At 52.0% G+C, this 17,775-nt stretch carries 18 protein-coding genes and 1 riboswitch; of the genes, 2 read left to right on the top strand and 16 right to left on the bottom strand.

Going from position 1 to position 17,775, the window contains the following annotated elements:
* Positions 1-91 precede the first annotated feature (91 nt).
* The 8 genes from EDM56_RS07385 to EDM56_RS07350 all read right to left on the bottom strand — a co-directional run bounded on the left by EDM56_RS07385 (position 92) and on the right by EDM56_RS07350 (position 9,099).
* The gene (locus EDM56_RS07385; RefSeq protein WP_122917258.1) at positions 92-451 is read right to left on the bottom strand and encodes a cupin domain-containing protein; all 360 of its coding nucleotides are present in this window, start codon (positions 449-451) and stop codon (positions 92-94) included.
* 76 nt (positions 452-527) lie between these two features.
* Entirely contained in the window at positions 528-1,625 is a 1,098-nt protein-coding gene (leuB, locus tag EDM56_RS07380; RefSeq protein WP_122917257.1) for a 3-isopropylmalate dehydrogenase, read from the bottom strand.
* A 101-nt stretch (positions 1,626-1,726) separates the two neighbouring features.
* Complete coding sequence (locus tag EDM56_RS07375) at positions 1,727-3,268, bottom strand: 2-isopropylmalate synthase (RefSeq protein WP_122917256.1); 1,542 nt, start codon at positions 3,266-3,268, stop codon at positions 1,727-1,729.
* 61 nt (positions 3,269-3,329) lie between these two features.
* Entirely contained in the window at positions 3,330-4,319 is a 990-nt protein-coding gene (gene ilvC, locus EDM56_RS07370) for a ketol-acid reductoisomerase (protein WP_122917255.1), read from the bottom strand.
* 53 nt (positions 4,320-4,372) lie between these two features.
* Positions 4,373-4,876 carry an acetolactate synthase small subunit gene (gene ilvN, locus EDM56_RS07365; RefSeq protein ID WP_122917254.1) on the bottom strand — a complete coding sequence of 168 codons (504 nt, stop codon included), beginning with the start codon at positions 4,874-4,876 and terminating at the stop codon, positions 4,373-4,375.
* The gene (gene ilvB, locus EDM56_RS07360) at positions 4,877-6,616 is read right to left on the bottom strand and encodes a biosynthetic-type acetolactate synthase large subunit (RefSeq protein ID WP_122917253.1); all 1,740 of its coding nucleotides are present in this window, start codon (positions 6,614-6,616) and stop codon (positions 4,877-4,879) included.
* 605 nt (positions 6,617-7,221) lie between these two features.
* Positions 7,222-8,382: a sulfate adenylyltransferase gene (gene sat, locus EDM56_RS07355; protein ID WP_122917252.1), complete on the bottom strand. Its 1,161-nt coding sequence runs from the start codon at positions 8,380-8,382 to the stop codon at positions 7,222-7,224.
* Between the two features lie 15 nt (positions 8,383-8,397).
* Complete coding sequence (locus EDM56_RS07350; RefSeq protein ID WP_122917251.1) at positions 8,398-9,099, bottom strand: phosphoadenylyl-sulfate reductase; 702 nt, start codon at positions 9,097-9,099, stop codon at positions 8,398-8,400.
* 265 nt (positions 9,100-9,364) lie between these two features.
* On the opposite strand from EDM56_RS07350, the gene EDM56_RS07345 reads away from it, so the two are divergent.
* A complete protein-coding gene (locus tag EDM56_RS07345) occupies positions 9,365-10,987 on the top strand; it encodes a nitrite/sulfite reductase (RefSeq protein WP_122917250.1) in 1,623 nt (540 codons plus the stop codon).
* 36 nt (positions 10,988-11,023) lie between these two features.
* Positions 11,024-11,230, top strand: coding sequence for a DUF3906 family protein (locus EDM56_RS07340; RefSeq protein WP_122917249.1), 207 nt, complete (start codon positions 11,024-11,026; stop codon positions 11,228-11,230).
* An 82-nt stretch (positions 11,231-11,312) separates the two neighbouring features.
* Here the strand turns inward: EDM56_RS07340 and EDM56_RS07335 are convergent, their stop codons facing one another.
* From EDM56_RS07335 to rplT, 8 genes are all read right to left on the bottom strand, one after another.
* A complete protein-coding gene (locus tag EDM56_RS07335) occupies positions 11,313-11,663 on the bottom strand; it encodes a VOC family protein (RefSeq protein WP_122917248.1) in 351 nt (116 codons plus the stop codon).
* A gap of 62 nt (positions 11,664-11,725) precedes the next feature.
* Complete coding sequence (lplA, locus tag EDM56_RS07330; RefSeq protein WP_122917247.1) at positions 11,726-12,712, bottom strand: lipoate--protein ligase; 987 nt, start codon at positions 12,710-12,712, stop codon at positions 11,726-11,728.
* A gap of 32 nt (positions 12,713-12,744) precedes the next feature.
* Positions 12,745-13,032: a HesB/YadR/YfhF family protein gene (locus EDM56_RS07325; RefSeq protein ID WP_122917246.1), complete on the bottom strand. Its 288-nt coding sequence runs from the start codon at positions 13,030-13,032 to the stop codon at positions 12,745-12,747.
* Between the two features lie 101 nt (positions 13,033-13,133).
* Positions 13,134-13,547: a GlcG/HbpS family heme-binding protein gene (locus EDM56_RS07320; RefSeq protein WP_122917245.1), complete on the bottom strand. Its 414-nt coding sequence runs from the start codon at positions 13,545-13,547 to the stop codon at positions 13,134-13,136.
* Between the two features lie 192 nt (positions 13,548-13,739).
* Positions 13,740-14,912 (bottom strand): aminotransferase class I/II-fold pyridoxal phosphate-dependent enzyme, encoded by a 1,173-nt coding sequence (locus tag EDM56_RS07315; RefSeq protein WP_122917244.1) that lies wholly within the window; start codon positions 14,910-14,912, stop codon positions 13,740-13,742.
* On the bottom strand, positions 14,912-16,075 hold the full coding sequence (locus EDM56_RS07310; RefSeq protein ID WP_122917243.1) for an aminotransferase class I/II-fold pyridoxal phosphate-dependent enzyme: 1,164 nt from the start codon (positions 16,073-16,075) through the stop codon (positions 14,912-14,914). Before EDM56_RS07310 ends, EDM56_RS07315 begins: the two co-directional genes overlap by 1 nt.
* Before the next feature lie 114 nt (positions 16,076-16,189).
* A riboswitch (SAM riboswitch) is annotated at positions 16,190-16,309 on the bottom strand.
* Positions 16,310-16,401: 92 nt separating this feature from the next.
* Positions 16,402-17,286, bottom strand: coding sequence for an acetamidase/formamidase family protein (locus EDM56_RS07305; protein ID WP_122917242.1), 885 nt, complete (start codon positions 17,284-17,286; stop codon positions 16,402-16,404).
* A 119-nt stretch (positions 17,287-17,405) separates the two neighbouring features.
* Complete coding sequence (rplT, locus tag EDM56_RS07300; RefSeq protein WP_122917241.1) at positions 17,406-17,765, bottom strand: 50S ribosomal protein L20; 360 nt, start codon at positions 17,763-17,765, stop codon at positions 17,406-17,408.
* Between the last annotated feature and the right edge of the window lie 10 nt (positions 17,766-17,775).

Genomic DNA, 17,775 nt, shown 5'->3' with positions numbered 1-17,775 from the left:
GGACCTGCTCCTCGCTTGAGGGACAGGTCTTTTTTATGTAATTCGGCTGCTTTTTTCATGATGATTTGCACATGACGCTTGATTTTCACGTTCAAATGGATTGCAGATCGGATACCGTTCTTTCGTTCACCGTATTTCCCGTATTGAGCGTCGTTTTCGGCTCAAGCAGAAGCACATGAACTTCTTCGTCAGCTACAGGCATATGCTCGACGCCCTTTGGCACAATGAGGAACTCTCCCTCTTGCAGCACGACGTCTTTGTCCCGAAATTTGATTCGCAGCGTCCCTTTCACGACAAGGAACATCTCATCTTCATGCTCATGATGGTGCCAAACGAACTCACCCTTGAGCTTGACCAGCTTCACATAAGAATCATTTAACTCCCCTGCTATTTTGGGGCTCCAGTACTCTTGGAATAATGACAATTTCTCCTGAATATTTACTTTTTCCACTGGTCAGCACCCTTTCATGGATTCGTATGCAAAAAAAGTCTGACCACACGGATCAGACTTTTCGCTTATGCATAACTTATTTCGCTGCGAATTGCTTTTTCAGTTCTTCGCGAACCAGTTCGCCCATTGCGATCGTACCGAGCGCTTTGGACTTGTCTGCGCCGATGTCGCCTGTGCGGTGACCGGCGTCTAGCACAGCCCACACCGATTTCTCCACCTTATCAGCCGCATCGTCGAGGCCGAGGGAGAGACGGAGCAGCATCGCTGCGGACAGAATGGTTGCGAGCGGGTTGGCGATTCCTTTACCTGCGATGTCAGGCGCGGAGCCATGTACCGGCTCAAACAGGCCGAAGCTGCCTTCCGCCAAGCTTGCGGAAGCGAGCATACCGATGGAACCGGTGAGCATTGCCGCTTGGTCGCTCAGAATATCCCCGAACATGTTCTCCGTCACGATCACGTCGAATTGCTTCGGTGCGCGCACCAATTGCATCGCGCAGGAGTCAACCAACTGGTGGGTCAGCTCAACATCTGGATAATCCGCTGCTACGCGCTCAGCCACTTTGCGCCAGAGGCGAGAGCTTTCGAGCACGTTTGCCTTGTCCACCGAGCACAGCTTTTTGCTGCGTTTGCGCGCGATTTCGAAGGATACACGGATAATTCGCTCAATTTCATCTTCATTGTAAATCAATTCATCGACAGCGGTATCTCTGCCGTTTTCGTCTGTGAAACGCTTCTTCTGACCGAAATAAATGCCACCGGTCAACTCGCGAACCACGATCAGATCGACGCCAGCAACAACTTCTGGCTTCAGCGTGGACGCTTCAAGCAGGCTGTCTGTCATAGTTGCAGGACGCAGGTTAGCGAATAGGCCGAGCCCTTTGCGAATGCCGAGCAAGCCCGTTTCTGGACGGAGATGTCCTGGGTTCTGGTCCCATTTCGGACCGCCAACCGCGCCGAGCAGCACTGCGTCCGCCGCTTTGGCGATGCGCAAGGTTTCATCCGGCAATGGAGTTCCGTCTTCGTCGATCGCGATTCCACCGATGCGACCATAGCTGAAATTGAATGTTACTCCAGTTTGCTCTGCCACAAGCTCCAGTACCTTGACCGCTTCTGCGACGATCTCCGGTCCGATGCCATCCCCTGGCAGGCATGCGATGTTATATTGTTTTGTCATCTTCATCCCGCTTTTCTATCTAATATTATTTTGCTTCTGCTGCGAAAATAGATTTCAAGTCGTGCGATTCGATTCGCACGACTTGAACGTTTGCTTTTCGTTTATTGCGCGCTGACGACAAGCTTCTCGCCGCGTTTTTCAATGATTTTGTTGATGGCTCGGATGTACGCAAACGCGCTTGCTTCCAAAACGTCGGTGCTGACGCCGCGTCCTTGCACGATGATATCACCTTGCTGCAGACGAACGAATACTTCACCCAGCGCATCCTGGCCGTGTGTGACGGAAGCGATGCGGTAATCCACCAATTCAACTTCTTCTCCGGTAGCGCGATCGATCGCTTTGTAGATCGAGTCGACAGAACCGTTGCCGATTGCTGCTTCGTCAATCGTAGTGCCATCGTTTTTGATCAGGCGCACGCTTGCTGTCGGAACGGTCGTGTTACCGTATGCAAGCTGCACAGTCTCCAGCTTGAACGTTTCGTTCTCGGATTCGGTGACGAGCTTGGCATCGATCAGGGCGAGGATATCTTCATCGCTGACCTCTTTCTTCTTGTCGCACAGCTCTTTGAAAGCGACGAACGCTTTGTCGATTTCCGCTTGCTCCAATGTATAGCCCAGTTCGTTCAACTTATCTTTGAACGCAGCGCGGCCGGAGTGTTTACCCATGACCAGCTGTTTCGACTTGAAGCCAACTTTTTCCGCCTGGATAATTTCGTAGGTGGATGCATGCTTCAAGACGCCGTCTTGGTGAATGCCGGACTCGTGCGCAAACGCATTGGCCCCAACGACCGCCTTGTTGCCAGGGATGATCATACCGGTAAGACGGCTGACCAGCTTGCTGGTGCGGGCGATTTCTTGCAGGTTCAGCGCAGTTGTCGCTTGGTAAATGTCTTTGCGCGTATCGAGTGCGAGAGCCACTTCTTCCAACGCCACGTTACCGGCGCGTTCACCGATCCCGTTGATCGTTCCTTCTACCTGCGTTGCACCGCCTTCGATTGCCGCCAGACTGTTGGCAACCGCCATGCCAAGGTCATCGTGGCAGTGGCAGCTCAGCTTGATTTTTTCTGCGCCAGGAACGCGTACAAGCATTTCGCGGAAAATGTTTCCGTATTCCTTAGGTGTTGTGTAGCCTACGGTATCTGGAATGTTGAAAATGGTAGCGCCTGCATCGATAACCGCTTTAGCTACTTCAGCCAAAAACTCGATTTCCGTACGGGATGCATCCTCCGCCGAAAACTCGATTTGGCTGAAGTATTTTTTCCCGTGCTTCACTGCGGCAACCGCGTTTTCGATCACTTGCTCTTTGGTCATACGCAGCTTGTATTCGCGATGGATCGGGGATGTTGCCAGGAAAACGTGCAGGCAAGCATCCTTCGCGTCCTTCAATGCTTCATACGCTTTGTCAATATCGTTTTGGGTAGATCGTGCGAGACTGACGACGGTGGCGTGCTTTACACGGCGTGCCACCTCTGCCACCGACCGAAGATCCCCCGGTGAAGCTGCAGCAAAACCAGCCTCAATTCTCGTTACGCCCAATCGCTCGAGCTGTAACGCAATCTCCACCTTCTCCTGGGTATTCAAGTTTACGCCTGGAGATTGTTCGCCATCGCGCAGGGTCGTATCAAAAATCTCGATTGTCCGCATTTGCTTTCCTCCTCCGTCGAAAATCCGACGACTACTCTCTATTTTTTCGTGCTGTGCTAGCTTATTTGTTGATCCATTGCATCATGCCGCGCAGTTTTGCACCAACTTGCTCGATGCCATGCTCGGATTCGATGCGGCGACGTGCGCTGAATGCTGCGCGGTTGGATTGGTTTTCCAAGATCCAATTGCGAGCGAATGTACCATCTTGGATTTCAGACAATACTTTTTTCATTTCTTTGCGAGTTTCATCGGTGATGATGCGTTTACCGATGCTGTAGTCACCGAACTCAGCTGTGTCGGAGATGGAGTAGCGCATACGAGCCAAGCCACCTTCATACATCAGGTCAACGATCAGCTTCAGTTCATGCAAGCACTCGAAGTATGCCATTTCAGGAGCATAACCCGCTTCTACCAACGTGTCGAAACCAGCTTTAACCAGTTCGCTTGCGCCACCGCACAATACTGCTTGCTCACCGAACAGGTCTGTTTCGGTTTCTTCACGGAAGGAAGTTTCCAGAACACCCGCACGAGTGCAACCGATGCCGCATGCATAAGCGAGCGCGATGTCTTTTGCATTGCCAGTAGCGTCTTGGTGAACAGCGATCAAGCCTGGAACACCGAAGCCTTCTGCGTAAACGCGGCGAACGAGGTGACCTGGGCTTTTTGGAGCAGCCAAGATAACATCCACGTCAGCTGGAGGAACGATTTGTGCAAAGTGAACGTTGAAGCCATGGGAGAAGGAGAGTGTTGCACCTGGTTTCAGGTTTTTCTCGATCTCAGCATAGTATACTTTCGCTTGTGTTTCGTCTGGGAGCAGGATTTGCACGATATCTGCTTGTTTGGTTGCTTCATCTACAGTGAATACTTTGAAGCCGTCCATTTCAGCTTGTTCCCACGATTTACCTTTACGCAGACCGATGACTACGTTTACGCCGGAATCGCGCAGGTTTTGTGCTTGTGCGTGGCCTTGGCTTCCGTAACCGATGATTGCTACCGTTTTACCTTGGATAAAGGATTTGTTCACGTCTGCATCGTAATACATTTTAACCATTTTGATTTCCTCCAATTAGTTCAATAAATTTTGGTTTGATTAGGATTGGGATATTATTCCACACTAGCTGGCACGGCAACGATGCTGCGCGCCATGGCAAGTGATCCTGTTCTGGTTAGTTCGGCAATGCCGTAAGGTTCGAGCAAGGTGACGAGCGCGTCGATTTTTTCAGAATCGCCTGTGACCTGAACGATCAAGGACGATGGTCCGATATCGACGATCGTTGCGCGGAAAGGCTCAACGATGCCGTTTAGCTCGACCAGCTGGTTCGGTGCCGCATTCACCTTTATCAAGGCGAGTTCGCGGGATACCATCTGGTTTTCACTCAGGTTGGTGACGGACAGGCAGTCGATCAATTTGATCAGTTGCTTCATTAATTGATTGATTTCCTGGTCGCTGCCGCCAGTGGAGATGATCATGCGAGAGAGGCCTTTTTCTTCGGTAGCGCCTACCGTGATGCTGTCGATATTGAAGCCTCTTTGCCCAAACAGGTTGGCAACGCGTGTCAAAACTCCCGGCTGGTCGTTTACGAGAACTGCGATCGTATGACGTTGCATCTATTTGTCCTCCAGTAACATCATTTGGTCAAGTGTGTCGCCGGTAGCTACCATCGGCAGTACATTCTCACCATTCGCTACGCGGAAGTCGATGACAACCGGACCATTGTAGGCGAGTGCCTCTTCCCAAACCTTCTTAGCTTCTTCCGGTGTGCTGGCACGCATGCCACGAACGCCGTAAGCTTCTGCCAGCTTGACAAAGTCAGGGCTGCAAGTCAGATCGATTTCGCTGTAGCGGTTCTCATAGAAGATTTCCTGCCACTGGCGCACCATGCCGAGGCATTGGTTGTTGATGATGACGATCTTGATCGGCAATTTGTATTGTGCGACGATCGCCAGCTCCTGGTTGGTCATCTGGAAGCCACCGTCGCCGGAGACTGAGACGACCGTGCGATTCGGGTGAGCGAACTGCGCACCGACCGCTGCCGGGAAGCCAAATCCCATCGTGCCCAAACCGCCAGAGGAGATCAGGGAACGCGGGTTTTTGAATTTATAGAATTGTCCCACCCACATTTGGTGCTGACCAACGTCAGTGGAAACAATTGCTTCACCATTTGTTGTTTCATAAATCATTTCGATGACTTGCTGCGGCTTCAGCACGTTTTCTTCCGCATGATAGCGGTACGGCTGTTCTGTCTGCCACGTTTTCAGCTGATCGAGCCATGCTGCTGTGTCGCAAGCTGCAATCAGCGGGATCGCTTTGATCAATGTGCTTTTCACGTCGCCCGCAACTGTGACAGCCGTTTCGACGTTTTTGCCAAGCTCAGCCGGGTCGATATCGACGTGCACGATGCGTGCATTTGGTCCGAATTCCTTCGTCCGGCCCATCGTGATCCGGTCATCGAATCGAGCTCCGAGCCCAATGATACAGTCTGCATTGAGCAGCGCTTGGTTTGCAGTGTAGCTACCGTGCATACCCGGCATGTTCAGTGCCAGCTCATGTGTGCCAGGGAAGCCTCCGAGACCCATGAAGGTGTTGATGACGGGAATGCGTGATTTTTCTGCAAATGCCAGCAATTCTTCATGTGCGCTGGCTGCGAGAATTCCGCCCCCTGCGAGAATGACCGGACGCTTCGCCGTTTGGATCGCTGCGATGAACTCTTGCACATCCTCATCGCTCGGCGTGAGTGTCGGCTTGTAGCCTCTTACCTCAATCGTTTCCGGATAATAGAATGGAGCTTTTGCATTGGCTACATCTTTTGGAATATCGATGAGCACCGGACCTGGACGGCCGGTCGAAGCGATGTAGAAGGCCTCTTTTACGACGCGCGGTAGATCGCGAACATCGCGGACAAAGTAGTTATGCTTGGTGATCGGCAGCGTGATCCCTGTGATATTCGCTTCCTGGAAAGCATCCGTTCCAATCAGGCTCTGCGCCACGTTTCCGGTGATGCAGACCAGCGGAATGGAATCCATTTGCGCTGTAGCGATCCCCGTTACCAGATTCGTCGCTCCCGGTCCGGAGGTCGCCATCACGACGCCCGGCTTGCCCGTTGCCCGTGCATAGCCGTCTGCCGCATGGATTGCGCCTTGCTCGTGACGGGTCAGGACATGATCCAGATAGCTGCTGTACAGTGAATCGTAAATCGGCAGAACAGCTCCTCCGGGGTATCCAAACACGTATTCAACCTGCTCCAAAATCAAGCAACGCAGCAATGCTTCCGCACCCGTTACTTCTTCGCCAAACGTCATCTCGGGCATTTGTTTCTTTTTGGTTAATTCAGCCGCTTCTACGCTCATGTTCTCTCCTCCATCCTCCATTAATTCCTATCTGAAAAAATAAGAAAAACCCTTTCTCCCCGACACTTGTAATATGTCTGCTTGGGGCGAAAAGGTTTCGCGGTACCACCCAATTTTGTCGAGCCCTCACGGAATCTCGACCTTGTGCAGTCTCTTGGACTGCGACCATTTAACGATGGTCAGTCGGCCTATACCTACTAACTGCAGTAGCAGCGTTCAGTCGGCAGCTCAGAGGTGAGCCATCCTACTGTGTCCTACCCGTTTCTCATCATCTCGGGCTCTCTGTGAAGGACACAAAATAAGAGTTATCCTCTTCAATGCTTGTTATGATATTAGGATCTCGGAATTGATCGAATGATCACGATTTCCTGTGTAGTTCCAATTCAACAATTTTTGAAATTGTTTATTGTTGTCTGAAAATAAATTGTTAAACTGATTATAGCTAGGGGTTTTCTGAGTGTCAACGAATCAAAATATTTTTACCTGAACTTTTCACCGAACGAATGATCAGTCAAACAGAGGTATCCCTTGGGCTTTTTCGATGTAAGCGGATACATCTACCCGCAAAAAAAAGCGGGCGCTCAGCAGCGCTCGCTTCACTTTTTTTACACGTTGGTTGTTTCTCTCATCCCTTTGATCAGGATCGCTGCGACTTCCGGACGTGAAAATTCCGGCGGCGGTACCTGGCCGCTGCGCAGCAGCTCACGCACTTTGGTGCCTGACAAGGTCAGGTGTGCCGATTTGTCGTGCGGGCATGTTTTGGTCGTTGCCATCGAGGAGCACGCGGTGCAGTAGAAGCTGTGCTCGAAGAACATCAGCGAAATGCCGATTTCTTCCGGTGAAAATTGAGCAAAAATGTGCTGGGCGTCATACGTTCCGTAGTAGTTGCCCACACCCGCATGGTCGCGTCCGACGATAAAATGCGTGCAGCCGTAGTTTTTGCGCACGATCGCATGGTGGACGGCCTCGCGCGGACCTGCATAGCGCATGGCCGCAGGGAAGGCACCGAGGAAGACGCGGTTTTCCGGATAGTAGTTTTGCAAAAGCGCAGTATAGCTCTCCATCCGGACAACCGCCGGCACATCATCGGATTTGGTTTCGCCGACGAGCGGATTGAGGAACAGCCCGTCAACCGTCTCCATCGCCACTTTTTGGATGTACTCATGTGCGCGGTGGACCGGGTTGCGCGTCTGGAAGCCGACAACCGTGCGCCAGCCTTTTTCGGCAAAGATCGCACGCGTCTCTTCCGGCGTGAAATAGTATTCCCCGAATTGAGCGCGCTCGGGACGCGTCAAAACCGTGATCGGACCGCCCAAATAAAGCGATGGACGCTCAAACAGCTTGCGGACGCCAGGGTGCTCCAAATCATCCGTACGATAAACTTGTACGGCTTCCTTTTGTTTGTCAGGCACGTATTTGCTTTCAATCGTCAGGATTGCGTAATCGACGCCATCCTCCCCGCGCAGCAGCACTTGCTGTCCTATTGACAAAGTCTGATAGGATTCATCAACGGCCAAAGTGATCGGAATCGACCAGATCGTTCCATTGGCAAGTCGCATCGACTCCACGACGCTTTGGTAATCGGCTTCATTCAAAAAGCCGGTAAGCGGGGAAAACGCCCCGATCCCAATGCAGTCGATATCAGAAATCGCCCAGCTGTCAACAGTGATAACCGGAAGAGAATTAAGTTGTTCGCCAGTTGCCGCTGCATCAGCCAGTCGATTGATAAGCACGCCGCCGTGCGGGAGTGATGTAGGTTGTGGCATGGTGATGTTCCTCCTCTATTTGTGCAAGCCGCACTCTGTTTTCTGGAATCCTGCCCATCGTCCTGCTCGCGGATCTTCACCCGGCATAACCTGGCGGGTGCAGACATCACAGCCGATGCTTGGATAGTGGTTGTCATGCAGCGGGTTATAAGGAACGTCATTTTCGCGGATGTACTTCCAGACATCCTCCGATGTCCAGTCTGCCAGCGGATTGAATTTGACCAGGTTGAACTTGCTATCCCACTCGATTTTTTTCGAATTCGCGCGGGTAGGAGCCTGATCGCGGCGTATCCCGGTAAACCAGGCCTGGAACTGGCCAAGCACGCGGGTCAGCGGCTCTACCTTGCGGATGTTACAGCAAAGATTCGGATCGGCCTTCCACAGCTCGTCGCCATGCTGCTGCGCTTGCTCCTCCAATGTAAGGACAGGCAGTACTTGAATGAAGTCAACACCGTAGCGCTCGGCCAGGCGGTCTCTTGTTTGATACGTCTCTTCAAAGTGTTTGTTCGTGTCCAAATAGAAGATCGGGGTAGAAGGCGCCACCTTGTGCAGCAAATCAATCAGCACGACGTCCTCGGCGCCGAAGCTGGATGCGAGGACGATGTCCAGTCCAAATTGGTCTGTTGCCCATTTAATTACGTCTGAGGCGCTTTGCCCCTCCAGTCGATACGCTTGAAGCGTAATCTCCTCCTCAGTCAAGCTGCGGTTGTTTCCCATCTGCTTCATTCCCTCCTTGTGCACTCGCTCTCCATCTTATGAAAGCAACAAATTTCTGGGTGCGTGTTTACCCAATGTTTTTTATTCATACTTTTCCAATCGGAATTACATTGATCCCATATTATCCGTTCCAGATTATTCTGTCAACAACTAAAAGATTTGATAATAGCAATGAAAAAATTGTTGACCCGACAAAAAATGACACGTATACTTCATACAAAGTATTCCGACAAAAATAGTGTGAATAAAATTGGGGGATTCATTGATGAGCGAGACAGTAACTAGACCCTGGGAAACGGATTTATCCAAATTGAGCAAGCTGGAGCTGGTGAAGCTTGAACGGGACGGTTTGGACATTATCGAAAAAATAAAAGAAATCGCTGATCAAGGCTATGACGCCTTTACTGAAGATGACCTGACATTTTTTAAATGGGCAGGCGTTTATGAGCAAAAACCGAAAGGCGACGGATTTTTCATGATGCGTGTCCGTATTCCTTCCGGTTTTCTCAATAGCGGACAAGTCCGCACGCTGGCTGAAATCAGCCGCGTCTACGGCCGTGATGTGATCGACGTAACCACACGTCAGGCGATCCAGTTTCACTGGCTGACAACGCAAAGCTTGCCGGACATCTTTTCCCGTCTGGAAAAAGTCGGCATGTTCTCTTATGAAGCCTGTGGTGACGTGCCGCGGACGATTGTCGGCAACCCGCTGGCAGGAATTGATCCCAATGAGCTGTTCGATACCACAGATCTGGTGTATGAGCTGGAAAACTACTTCCTGCTCAACCGCGAGTTCTCCAATTTGCCGCGCAAATACAAAATGTCGATTTCGTCCAACATTTACAATACAGGTCACGCTGAAATCAACGACATCGCTTTTACGCCTGCCTCCAAAGTGGTCGATGGCGTGGAAGTGCTTGGCTTCCACGTATGGGTTGGCGGAGGATTGTCGGCAAAGCCGTTTTTGGCCAAGCAGCTCGACATTTTCATCCAGCAGCATGAAGTTAAAAAAGTGGCGGATGGCGTCACCCGCATTTTCCGTGACTACGGCTACCGTGAAAAACGGAACCATGCGCGTCTCAAATTCCTCGTCGCTGACTGGGGCCCGGAAAAATTCCAGGAGAAGCTGATCGAGCTGATCGGACCGATGCCAGAACGCGGAACCGACCGCACCGTCGGCTGGAATGCAGGCTACTTCACCGGCGTGCATAAACAAAAGCAAGAGGGGCTCAACTATGTAGGATTGCTCTTGCCCGTTGGCCGACTGACGGCCGACGAATTCGAAAACGTCGCCGATTTGGCTGACAAATACGGTTCCGGAATCGTTCGAGCCTGTAACTCGCAAAACTTGATCATTCCAAACGTGCCGGACGAGCATGTGCAGGCGCTGTTGGCTGAACCGCTGCTTGCGCGTTTGACTCCATTCCCGCGCACCTTCATCGGCTACGCGGTATCCTGCACAGGAAATGAATACTGCAACCTGGCGATCGTCGAGACAAAAGCGCGGATGGTTTCCATCGCAACCTGGCTGGACGAAAACGTGGAGATCGACACGCCGATTCGCCTGCATGTGAACGGTTGCCCGAACTCGTGCGGTCAGCAGCAAATCGCCGACATCGGTCTGCAAGGCGCATTGGTCAAAACGGATCAAGGGATGCAGGATGCGTTCGATATCCATGTCGGCGGCAGCCTCGGCCCTGATGCCAGCTTCAACAAGCGTCTGAAAGGGCGTGTGCTCGGAGACCGCGTTGCACCTGTCATCGGTGCCTTGATCGAGTACTATAAAGAAAACCGCTCGGCACAGGAAGAGAAATTCCACTCCTTCGTTCGCCGCGTCGGGCATGAAGCGGTACAGGCTCAGCTCGAACGAATTTTGGAAACGGTGTAAGCAAACAAAACGCTGCATGGCATAGGAGGGATTCGGATGTTTTTATACAAGGTCGAAATTGTCACGGTAGAGAACGAATCATTCGCCGCCATTGTCTTGGCAGAATCGGATGAGAAGGCCTTCTCCTATGCAGAAAGCCAGTTTCGCAGGCAGCTGTTGACTCCGCCCGCGATCAAGGAGATTTCGGTCGTGGAGAAGAAGTACGTGGAAAAAGGAAAAGGCTACATTTTGGAAACGCGGTAAGGTCAACAAATAGATGAAAAGCGCAAGCGGATCGCAAACAATCCGACTGCGCTTTTCTTTTTTGTGTGGTCTGCCTGTGGTTTTAGCGATGTGCAAGAATGTTGACAAGCTTGCCGAACGGGTCGCGAACATAAAACCGCCGAACGCCCCACGGTTCATCTGCCGGTCCGTATTCGATCGCAAATCCCGCCTCCCGCATGCGTTCGTGAGCAGCATCAACATCGTCCACCTCAATCGAGAGTTCCGGCACAGGCGTATGGGAGCCGCCCTCGGTGGCGAAGCTGATCTGGATGCTCATTTCTTCCGCACTGCCGTAAGTCGCGATCCATCCGTGATCCATCAGTAAGTCGAGCCCGAGCACATCCTGATAAAAACGTTTGGCTGCCTGCGGGTCGTGCGCTTGGATATTGCTGACGATTCGTTTGACTTTCATGTTTCGCCCCCAATCCTGATTGTTGCCCGCCCACTTTACTCGAGGTGTTCTTGCCTTACGTGTTAGAAAAATAACGGCAGCAGCGTTTCTGCATCCATCTTGCCAAAATACTTGCCTAGCTCAATGCCCGCAAACACTTGGCTGACGGCTTCCTTCTCATAAGGAACGCCGGTCAGCTGCGCTTCGATTTCTGCGACATCCGCAACGCCAAAGAAATCGCCATAAATTTTTGCCTGGGCGATCCTGCCTTTTTCAATAACAAGCTGCACCTCGATCGTGCCTGCGTCAAAGCGCTTGGTTTGGCGGAAATTGCTTTTCGGCGATTTCCCGTAGTTCCAGTCCCAGTTTTGGTAGCGTTCGCGTGACAGCTCGTGAATGCTGGTCCAGTCTTGCTCGGTCAGCTTGTACTCCTCCACATCGCCTCCGCTGAAAATCGAAGCAAGCACGCGCTGGCGGAATTCCTCGATCGTGATCCGCTCGGTGAGGAATTCAGTGATGTTAGCGACGCGGCTGCGGATCGATTTGATACCTTTCGACTGGATTTTCTCAGCATTGACCTTTAATGCCGAGACGACGCTCTCGATCTGCGAATCGAACAGAAGCGTGCCATGGCTGAACATTCGTCCTTTCGATGCATACTGTGCGTTTCCAGAAATTTTACGTTCACCGACCTGAATGTCGTTGCGTCCGCTCAGCTCTGCATTTACACCCATTTGCTTCAGCGCTTCGATCACCGGCTTGGTGAATTTGCTGAAATTGTGGAATGATTCGCCATCGTCATTGGTGATGAAGCTGAAGTTCAGGTTGCCGAGGTCGTGGTATACCGCTCCACCGCCAGAAAGACGGCGCACGACGTGAATGTTGTTCTCGCTGACGTAATCGGCGTTAATTTCTTCGATGGTGTTCTGATTTTTGCCGATGATGATGGACGGCTCGTTTATGTAAAACAGCAGGTAATCGTCGTCGTTCGGAAGCTGTTTCAATGCATATTCTTCAATAGCTAGATTGATACGCGGGTCGGTAATCCCCTGATTATCGATAAATTTCACGCTAAGCCTCCTTCGCGAGCCCTGCTTTTTTTCTAGGAAAAGTCATATATAATTTCGTTTTTCTTGGCATCAAAATCAACGGTCATGTTCTTTTCATTCAAATACCAGATATCGTCCTTTTCGACGTAGAACAAGATGCCGTTGACTTCTGCTTCTAGTGCGACATCACGCGGCTCTTCGACGGCGACGCCCAGTGAAAAGCCGTCCTGCACCGTGCTGCTCCCACCATAACGGGCAAAAAATCGCACGTGCTTGCCTTTTTCCAAGCCCCATTCTTCTTCAAACCAAGCGATCGCCGCCGGCGTTACACGCAGTTCCATGCTCGTTCCCCCTCCATACGTTGTCCCGTTCACCATACACCTTTCTTTTCTGGGAAGTCAATGTAGGAGAAGTTGGCCGATGATTCAGAATTCAAACCCCCTCAAAGCGATTCCAGCAAGCTCTGAATCGCCGCTTCGGCACAGCGGATGTCTTCCTCCACCGTTCCGCCGCTCACACCGATGGCGCCGATCAAACGGTTGTGTCCGTCCCGAATCGGGACTCCTCCTCCGAATATGACCATCCTGCCGCCGAGATTATGCTGCAAGCCATACAGCTCTGCGCCAGGCTCACACATTTTCCCGAGCTGCGCCGTCGACATTCGGTTGACGAGCGCCGTGTACGCTTTGTCCTGGGCAAGCGTAATACTGACGATCTCCGCTTCTTTGTGGCGTGAAAATGCGAGCAGGTGGGCCGCTTCGTCCACCACCGCGACCGAAATGAAAATGCCGAGCCTCATCCCTTCTGAAAGCGCTTTCTCTACGAGCAATGCTGAACGTTTTTGGTCGAGCAACATAGAGGATTCCCCTTTTTCACCGTTTCGATTGCCTGTACATCCTCTCCATTATCACATGACAAATCTTGGTTTTGCCAAGCTTTTTTTATCTGGACTTCCGAATCACAGAATCAGAGAAAAAAGCCCGCTGCTAGCATCTCCGGCAACGGGCATGGCAAATTTTCACGTTTCCTGGGCAAAGCCGACCTTCCTCTAAACCGCGCTTGCCGTGATTTGCTGGACCTTGGCTGCTGCAGCGAGCGCCTGGGCCAAATCCACTTTGAGGTCCTCGATATCCTCCAGACCGACGGACAGGCGGATCAAGCCGTCGGTAATGCCCCGCGCCGCGCGCTCTTCTACCGGCATGGACGCATGCGACATCATCGCAGGATAGGACAAAATGCTTTCGACTGCTCCTAGACTCACGGCTACAAGCGGCAGCTTGACGGCATCGAAGAACGCCTTCACCTGCGGGCGTCCGGCGAGGCGGAACGACAAAACCGCTCCGTGGCCACTCGCTTGGCGCTGCTGCAAAAAGTGCTCGGGATGCGAGGCCAAGCCCGTATAGTAAACATGCTCCACACCTGGCTGTGCAGTAAGCCATTCCGCCAGCTTGCCCGCTGACGCCGTGCTTGCATCGAGTCGTGTCTTCAGTGTTTTGAGACCACGCATGACGAGCCAACAGTCTTGCGCACCGAGCACCGCGCCGAAGCCGTTTTGGATTGTATACAGCTGACTGCCCAGCTCCTCATCGTGAGTCACTGCCAGACCTGCAACCACGTCGCTGTGGCCGCCGATGAACTTGGTGGCGCTGTGGATCACGATATCGGCTCCCAGCTCCAATGGACGCTGGTAATATGGCGTCAAAAACGTATTATCGACGATGGACAGCAATCCGTGTTTTTTGGCAATTGCGCAAACTGTTCGCAGATCCGTTACTTTCAGCGTCGGGTTGGACGGCGTCTCCAAGTATATCCCTTTAGTCGTCGGCTTGATCGCCGCTTCCACCAGCTCGGGCTTTGTCGTATCCACGAAGGTGGCCTCGATGCCGAAACGGGTAAGCACCTTCGTCAGGATGCGGAACGTCCCGCCGTACACGTCTTCCGATACAACCAGATGGTCACCAGCGGAAAAGAGCAGGAATACGCTGGAGATCGCCGCCATGCCGGACGAGAACGCAAATCCGCGCGCGCCGCCTTCCAGATGTGCGATCGCCTCCTCCAATGCTTGACGGGTCGGATTGCCGGAACGTGCATAGTCAAACGTCCCGGGCTTATCGATATCGAACTGGTGGAACGTAGACGCTTGGAAAATCGGAATGCTGGATGCTCCGGTAACCGAATCAATTCCGCTTGTGCCATGCAGCAATCGGGTTGCAAATTCCATTACGACTCTCTCCCTTCGGATTTACATGACGCGTTCAGCGCCGCATCGAGGTCTGCGATTAAATCGTTTGCGTTTTCGATTCCGACTGACAAGCGGAGCAGGCGATCGCATACGCCTACTTTTTCGCGCACTTCAACCGGGATATCGGCATGTGTTTGTGTAGCAGGATAGGTGCAGAGCGATTCGACACCGCCCAGGCTTTCCGCAAACGAAATCACTTGCAGGTTGCTGAGGAAGCCCGGCACCTGGCTAGCGTGGCGAACTCGGAATGATACCATGCCGCTAAAACCGGATGCTTGTTTGACCTGCGCCTCATAATTGTGGTGCTCATCCAATCCTGGATAAAATACTTCTGTTACTTGTGGGTGTGTTTTGAGAAAATGCGCAATTTTCAAGGCATTCTCCTGGTGACGTTCCATGCGTATCGCCAGCGTCTTCATCCCGCGGATCAACAGCCAGCTGTCTTGCGGTCCAAGTACCGCTCCGATCGAGTTGTGCAGAAAACGGATTTTTTCAGTCAGCTCTTGCCCTTTTGTGACGATTAGTCCTGCGAGCACATCGTTGTGGCCGCCGAGATATTTTGTAGCGCTGTGGAATACTAGATCTGCTCCCAACTCCAGTGGACGCTGATAGTAAGGCGTCATGAACGTGTTGTCAACGATGGTGAGCAAGCTGTGCCGCTTCGCGATCTCGACGATTGCGCTTATATCGGTGATCTGCATCAGCGGGTTGGTCGGCGTCTCCACCAAAATTGCTTTCGTATTGGGCAAAATCGCTTCTTCAGCCAATTGCGGCTCTCGCAAATCCACATACGAGAAGGTCAGGCCATAACGGCTCAGCACCTGCTCGAACAGCCGGTATGTACCGCCGTACAAATCGAGCGATACGATCAGGTGGTCACCTTGTGCAAAAAGACCCATGATCGTTTGGATCGCTGCCATCCCGGATGCACAAGCGAATCCACCGTCGCCTTTTTCGATCACAGTGATCGCTTCTTCGAGCACCGAACGCGTCGGGTTAGCCGTGCGTGTGTAGTCAAACCCTGTGCTTTCCCCCGGAGCCGGATGACGGTATGCTGTCGCCGGATAAATCGGGAAATTGACCGCTCCCGCCACTTTGTCTTTTCCTGTTCCAATCTGTGCCAGCTGTGTTTCAATATGCATGTTTTCTCTCTCCTCCTGTTGGACCGTTCATCTGTTATGGCTCTATTTACACAATAAAAAAACCTTCTTTCGAGACGAAAGAAGGTTTTGGATACACGGACGGTAAGCAAATCCTCCTCATCTCTCAGAGCACATGATATGCTCTGCAGGAATTGGCACCTTATTGTTCATGGAAAATGAACAATTGGTTGCCGGGCATCATCGGGCCAGTCCCTCCGCCTCTCTTGATAAGAAGAGTGCTATTCAGTTTAATTGGTTGTTCCCATATTACCGAGCCCAGACTGATTTGTCAATACGCATGGTCACGAATATTGGCAATTTTTCAGCTAGAAGGTAACCGGAAACGCTGTTTTCGGCAGTACGACTTTCGCTGTACGTAGCGGATTCACCATTTGCGATACGCGCATGTCTGCCAAAAGGCCGACCATCATCACGATGTCGTTTGCAGGCACATCCGGCATACGCGGCTGCAGGAAAGCGACCGAAGCCGCGACCGCATTTTCACACGCCTCATCTAGCCCCTTTGCGCTTGACAGCACGTAAAACGCCTGCTCGTCCTCTACAACGGGCGTTTGTACACTGACACCCTTGATCAGCTCGACGTGCAGTTGTACACGGCCGCCGATCTCCACACCGCATGCTGCCAGCTCGCCATCGCCCATCAGCGCATGGAAATCGCCAAGCGCCAGATTCCCTCCGGCGACACCGACAGGAAGGTAGACTCTTGAGCCTTCCGTAATTTCCTTGCAGTCCAGATTGCCGCCATGAGTTCCTGGTCGCACCGTGGAAACCGCCCCTTCTGAAGGTGACACCCCAATTACGCCGATCATCGGCTTGACCGGAAATGAGCGCTTTTCATCCAGGTGGACACGCCCCTCCTCAACTTTGATCCGCTTCACTTCCGGTTCGGTCGCGCAATTTTTCAAAAAATCAGTCGGCGTCACATAAAACGTTCCGACTGGGTCGAGCTCAAACTTTTTCACCGTCACTTTAATCGTGTCTCCCGGCTCTGCCCCCGCCACCGCGATCGGCCCTGTTGCCGGATTCAGCTCGTCATATTTGGCATATACCCCTTTTGACGGGGTTTGCAGTACATTTTTAAAGCAGTCGTACGTCTCTACGACAATGTCGCTGCCCGATTCGACGGTCGTCACCGGCGTCGCGTCGGCTGCGAACGAAAGGATATAGCCCGTTTTTGCAATCGTTTCCATTTTTATCGTCCCTTCTGCACGTTACTGGAAAAAAGGCCAGTCTCCCCCTATCTTACTCTTTCCACGCAAAGAAAAAAAGCACCCGCAAGATTGCGAGTGCTTTTTGGAATGAACCGTTATTACGCGTTCACTTTACCTTTAGCCAGTGCTGCCAGCTCGTTGAAAGCTGGTTTGTCGTTGACTGCGAGGTCAGCGAGCATTTTGCGGTTTACTTCAACGCCAGCAACTTTCAGGCCATGCATCAGACGGCTGTAGGACAGACCGTTGAAGCGAGCTTGAGCGTTGATACGAGTGATCCACAGTTTGCGGAAATCGCGTTTTTTCTGACGGCGGTCACGGTATGCATACATCAGGGATTTCATTACCTGAGCGTTTGCAGATTTAAATAAACGGTGTTTAGAACCGAAATAGCCTTTAGCCAGCTTTAAAATTTTCTTATGACGACGGCGCGTTACAATGCCACCTTTTACTCTTGGCATACTGAATTCC

This window comes from Brevibacillus fluminis (genome assembly GCF_003710825.1).
Classification (GTDB): domain Bacteria; phylum Bacillota; class Bacilli; order Brevibacillales; family Brevibacillaceae; genus Brevibacillus_D; species Brevibacillus_D fluminis.
The sequence above is the reverse complement of the archived record's forward strand: the minus strand, read 5'-3'. Positions and strand labels throughout refer to the sequence as shown.